The 4,522-nt window shown below is 68.8% G+C and carries 4 protein-coding genes; 2 read left to right on the forward strand and 2 right to left on the reverse strand.

The window, feature by feature from the left end; genetic code table 11:
- Positions 1-457: winged helix-turn-helix domain-containing protein (locus VI238_RS10610; RefSeq protein ID WP_331651110.1), on the reverse strand; the 457-nt coding region annotated here is incomplete at its 3' end.
- A 153-nt stretch (positions 458-610) separates the two neighbouring features.
- On the opposite strand from VI238_RS10610, the gene VI238_RS10615 reads away from it, so the two are divergent.
- Both VI238_RS10615 and VI238_RS10620 read left to right on the forward strand, forming a co-directional pair.
- Positions 611-2,524, forward strand: coding sequence for a M2 family metallopeptidase (locus VI238_RS10615; protein ID WP_331651112.1), 1,914 nt, complete (start codon positions 611-613; stop codon positions 2,522-2,524).
- A gap of 114 nt (positions 2,525-2,638) precedes the next feature.
- On the forward strand, positions 2,639-2,887 hold the full coding sequence (locus tag VI238_RS10620) for a hypothetical protein (protein ID WP_331651114.1): 249 nt from the start codon (positions 2,639-2,641) through the stop codon (positions 2,885-2,887).
- 108 nt (positions 2,888-2,995) lie between these two features.
- Here the strand turns inward: VI238_RS10620 and VI238_RS10625 are convergent, their stop codons facing one another.
- On the reverse strand, positions 2,996-4,231 hold the full coding sequence (locus VI238_RS10625) for a multidrug effflux MFS transporter (protein WP_331651116.1): 1,236 nt from the start codon (positions 4,229-4,231) through the stop codon (positions 2,996-2,998).
- Between the last annotated feature and the right edge of the window lie 291 nt (positions 4,232-4,522).

Genomic DNA, 4,522 nt, shown 5'->3' on the forward strand with positions numbered 1-4,522 from the left:
CTGCCCGCGCCGCGTTCGCACGCAGCGGCGACACCGCCGCCGGCGGCCCCGAGGGCGACGGAAGCGCCGCCGGCGCCGGCGATACCGAAGGCGCGGACGCGGGCGGCAACGCATCGGCGAATCGCGTCGTCGCGACGAGCCGATAACCGAGCCGCGGCACGGTCTCGATGTATCGCGGCGCATGCGGATCGTCGCCGAGCGCGCGGCGCAGGTCCTTGATCGCCTGGGTCAGCACATCCGGCGTCGGGCAGGTGCCGCGCCAGACGTCATCGAGCAGCTCGTCGCGCCCGATCGTCCGTCCAGCCGCGTGCGCGAGGCGAACGAGCACCGCCACGGCCTTCGGCGGCAACTTCGCATCCGGCGTCGTGACGAGCCGGAGCGTGTCCGTATCGAGGATGTGCGCGCCGACCTCGAGGAAACGACCAGCCTCGAGGCGGACTTGCGACAACGCGTTCATGCGCTCCGGCTCCGCGGCTCGACCCTTCGAATGTACGACCGACATCGTATTACATTTGCAGGCGAACACAAATCGCCGCCGCGGCGCAGCTTGCGCGCATCCGGCACTGCCACTAGCCTGCGGCGCATCCCTCGCACGTCCCCGGAGTCCCCGATGCGCACCCTGCCGGCATCGCTCGTTGGCCTTTTCCTCGCGCTGCTGTCGTCGTCGCTGTCCGCCGCGGACGGGACGAAGGCGCCGACCGCCGCCGATGCGCACGCGTTCGTCGAGAGGATGAACGCGGAGTACAGGGCGCAGTACCTCGTCGCGAACGCGGCCGAATGGGTGGCCGAGACCTACATCACCGGCGACACCGAGATGCTCACCGCGCGCGCGAACGAAGCGATGCTGAAGTGGCTGTCGGCGAAGATCGACGAATCGCGCCGCTTCGACGGCGTCGCCGGCATCGACCCGAAGGACCGGCGGGCGCTCGACCTGCTCAAGCTGCAGACGGCGATGCCGGCGCCGAAGGATCCTGCGCACCTGACCGAAGCGACCAACCTCGCCTCGAAGCTGACCGCCGCCTACGGATCGGGCAAGTACTGCAAGGACGACAAGGACCCTGCGAGCTGCCGCACGCTCGACCAGCTGTCCGAGGTCCTGGCGAACGATCGCGACTGGGACCATGCCCTCGATGCGTGGCGCGGATGGCACCGCGTCGGCCGCGGCATGCTCAAGGACTACACGCGCTTCGTCGAACTCCTCAACGAGGGCGCGCGCGACCTCGGCTACGACAACGTCGGCACGATGTGGCGCGCCGGTTACGACATGCCGCCGGCCGAGTTCGCGAAGGAGACCGACCGGCTGTGGGGCCAGGTGCAGCCGCTGTACGGGCAGCTGCAGTGCTACGCGCGCAACAAGCTCGCCGACACGTACGGCGCGCGCATGCCCAAGGACGGCACGATCCCCGCGCACATCACCGGCAACATGTGGGCGCAGGACTGGGCCAACCTCTATCCGCTGCTGCAGCCGTACCCGGGCGTCGGCAACCTCGACGTCGACGCACGCCTCGAGGCGCAGCGCAAGACGACGCTCGATGGCCTGCGCAAGGCCTTCAAGGGCGAGCCGACGCCGCTCGACGTCGCCGCGCTCGAGCACGACGCCGACATGAGGAACGCGGTCGCGATGGTCCGCCGCTCGGAGGATTTCTACACGTCGATCGGTTTTCCGCCGCTGCCGGCGTCGTTCTACGACAAGTCGATGCTGCTGCGCCCGCGCGATCGCGACGCGCTGTGCCACGCGAGTGCGTGGCCGATGGACCTCGGCAGCACCGACATGCGCATCAAGATGTGCATCAGGCCGACCGAGGAAGACCAGTACACGATCTATCACGAGATGGGCCATGTCTATTATTACCTGGCCTACAAGGACCTCCCGCCGATCTTCCAGGGTGGCGCCAACGACGGATTCCACGAAGCGATCGGCGACACGATCCGCCTCAACATCACGCCTGCGTATCTCGCCCGCATCGACCTCGCGGGCAAGGCGGGCAGCGACGACAAGGCGATGCTCAACGCGCAGATGAAACTCGCGCTCGAGAAGGTCGCGTTCCTGCCGTTCGGGCTGCTCATCGACAAGTGGCGCTGGGGCGTGTTCGACGGCTCGATCGCGCCGGACAAGTACAACGAAGGCTGGTGGCAGCTGCGCCGCACGTACCAGGGCCTGTCCTCGCCGGTCGCCGCGACCGCGGCCGACTTCGACCCGGGCGCGAAGAACCACGTGCCGACCAACGTGCCGTACATGCGCTACTTCCTCGCCGACATCCTGCAGTTCCAGTTCTACCGCTCGCTGTGCGACGCGGCCGGCTACAAGGGTCCGCTGTCGCAGTGTTCGATCTACGGCAACAAGGAAGCCGGAGCGAAGTACTGGAAGATGCTTTCGCAGGGCGCGCAGCAACCGTGGCAGCAGACGCTGAAGGAACTCACGGGCAAGGAGGACATGGACGCGAGCGCGATCATCGACTACTTCGCGCCGCTGTACGCGTGGCTGCAGGAACAGAACAAGGGCAAGCGCTGCGGCTGGCAGTAGACCGACCGCCTCGGGATTGGGTAACGCGCGAAAAGAGTCCACAATCCGCGCATGCGCCTGCCGGCAGTCCCGCCGGGAGCGCACCGTCGCCCATTCCACCAACGGACATTGCCTATGCAGCGCTGGATCAAGCTTCCCGATGGCCGCTTCGTCGACGCCGGCGCGATCGTCTACATCAGCCGTCCCGAGACCTACGCGCGCATCGACGAGGACGGCAACGATCTCGGTATCGGCTACTCGGTCAACATCGGCACCGGCATTCCGCGCGATGCGCAGATCAGCGTGACCGGGAGCAAGGACGAGGTATTCGCCGTCCTGCGCGCGATCCTGGGCCAGCAGGGCACCGCGCCCACTGCGACCTGAGGTCGGCGTCGCCGACCATGCTCCCGCCGATCCATTGCCGGGCCGCCGCATGCGTGCGCGCGCACCCGGGCGGGCGTCGGCCAATGCGCGTGCGCGCGTTCCAGGCGATCAGATCGCCGAACCGATCTCGCGCTCGCGCCGCGTGATCATCCGGTACGCGTGCCAGCCGACGAAGCCGAGTGCGGTGGACAGCAGCGCGGCGGATGCGAGGCGCAGCGCGCTCGCCGCCAGCATCGGCGCCAGCGCGCCCGCGATCGTCGCGCTGATGACGAGGCTGATGAAGGCCTGCACCGAAGAGACCGCACCGCGATGGTTCGGGAAGCGGTCGAGCAGGAGCAGCGTGAGCGTCGGGAAGTTCATGCCGATCCCGATCGCGTGCAGGCCGATCGGAATCACCGACCACGGCACGCGAGGCTGCGGCAACAGCCATGCGATCAGAACGCTGGACGCGGCCGCCGTCAGCATGATCGCGTAGCCGAGGCGCACCGTCGCCGCCGGCGCGAGGCGCCCGGCGACCCGTCCGGAAAGGAACGCACCGATCATCATGCCGCTGATCGCGGGCACGAACAGCCAGGCGAAGTGCTGCGCATCGAGCTTGAGAAGATCGAGTACGTACGCCGGCGCCGACGAGATGTACACCCACAGCGCGTTGAAATTGAGCGAGCCGGCGAGCGCGAGCGGCACGAACGCGCGGTCGCGGCCGATCAGGCGGTAGGTCGTCGCGAGTTCGCGCAGCGACAGCGGCACGCGACGCGCGGGCGGATGCGTCTCGGGCAGCCAGGCGAGGCACGCGAGCCATAGCGCGAACGCGAATGCGGCGAGCAGGCCGAAGATCATCGGCCAGCGCGCGAACGCGATGACCCAACCACCCACGATCGGTGCGACGGCCGGGGCAATGCCGAAGATCATCGACACCGTCGACATGAGCTTCTGCGCCGCGACGCCTTCGAAGCAGTCGCGGATGATCGCGCGGCCGACGATGAGGCCTGCACCGGCCGACATGCCCTGCAGCGCACGGAACGCGAGCAGCGCACCGATCGAGCCCGACAGCGCACAGCCGACCGAGGCGAGCGCGAACACGACGACCCCGACGAGGATCACGCGGCGGCGACCGAGCGCGTCGGAGAACGGGCCGTGCAGCAACGACATGAGCGCATAGGCGACCATGTAGACGCTGATCGTCTGCTGCATTGCGAACGGACTCGCATGCAGGTCGGCCTCGATCGCCGGGAACGCCGGGAAGATCGTGTCGATCGAGAACGGGCCGAACATCGCGAGCGCCGCGAGCAGCGGCGCGAGCCGGCGGCGACGGGGAGCTGCTGCAGCGGTCAGGTCGGTAGGCAAGGCGGTCGGCATGCTACAGCAAGACCTGCCTGCGGACGTGCGGCGCGCCGCCTGGCACGCCGTCCCCGGCCACGCGACGACGGAGCATCGGCTTCACCCGCGCCGAGCCGCCTACGCCCGATCCGACCGCGCGCCGGAGCGAAACGCCTGGCCCCGCGGCACCGGGGCGCGGCGGGCGGCGACGGCACGCCCGACCGGACGACGGATGGCCTTCGTCGCATGGTCGAGCTCGAACGCATTGCGCGACGTCGCAGCCGGATCTCCCGCAGCGGGGCTTGATTCAGGCTCGGC

This window comes from Dokdonella sp. (assembly GCF_036518555.1).
Taxonomy (GTDB): domain Bacteria; phylum Pseudomonadota; class Gammaproteobacteria; order Xanthomonadales; family Rhodanobacteraceae; genus Dokdonella_A.

Excerpts from the sequence above, each read along its gene's own strand:
- VI238_RS10615 (WP_331651112.1), top strand. The coding sequence starts at position 611 with ATGCGCACCCTGCCGGCATCGCTCGTTGGCCTTTTCCTCGCGCTGCTG.
- VI238_RS10620 (WP_331651114.1), top strand. The coding sequence starts at position 2,639 with ATGCAGCGCTGGATCAAGCTTCCCGATGGCCGCTTCGTCGACGCCGGC.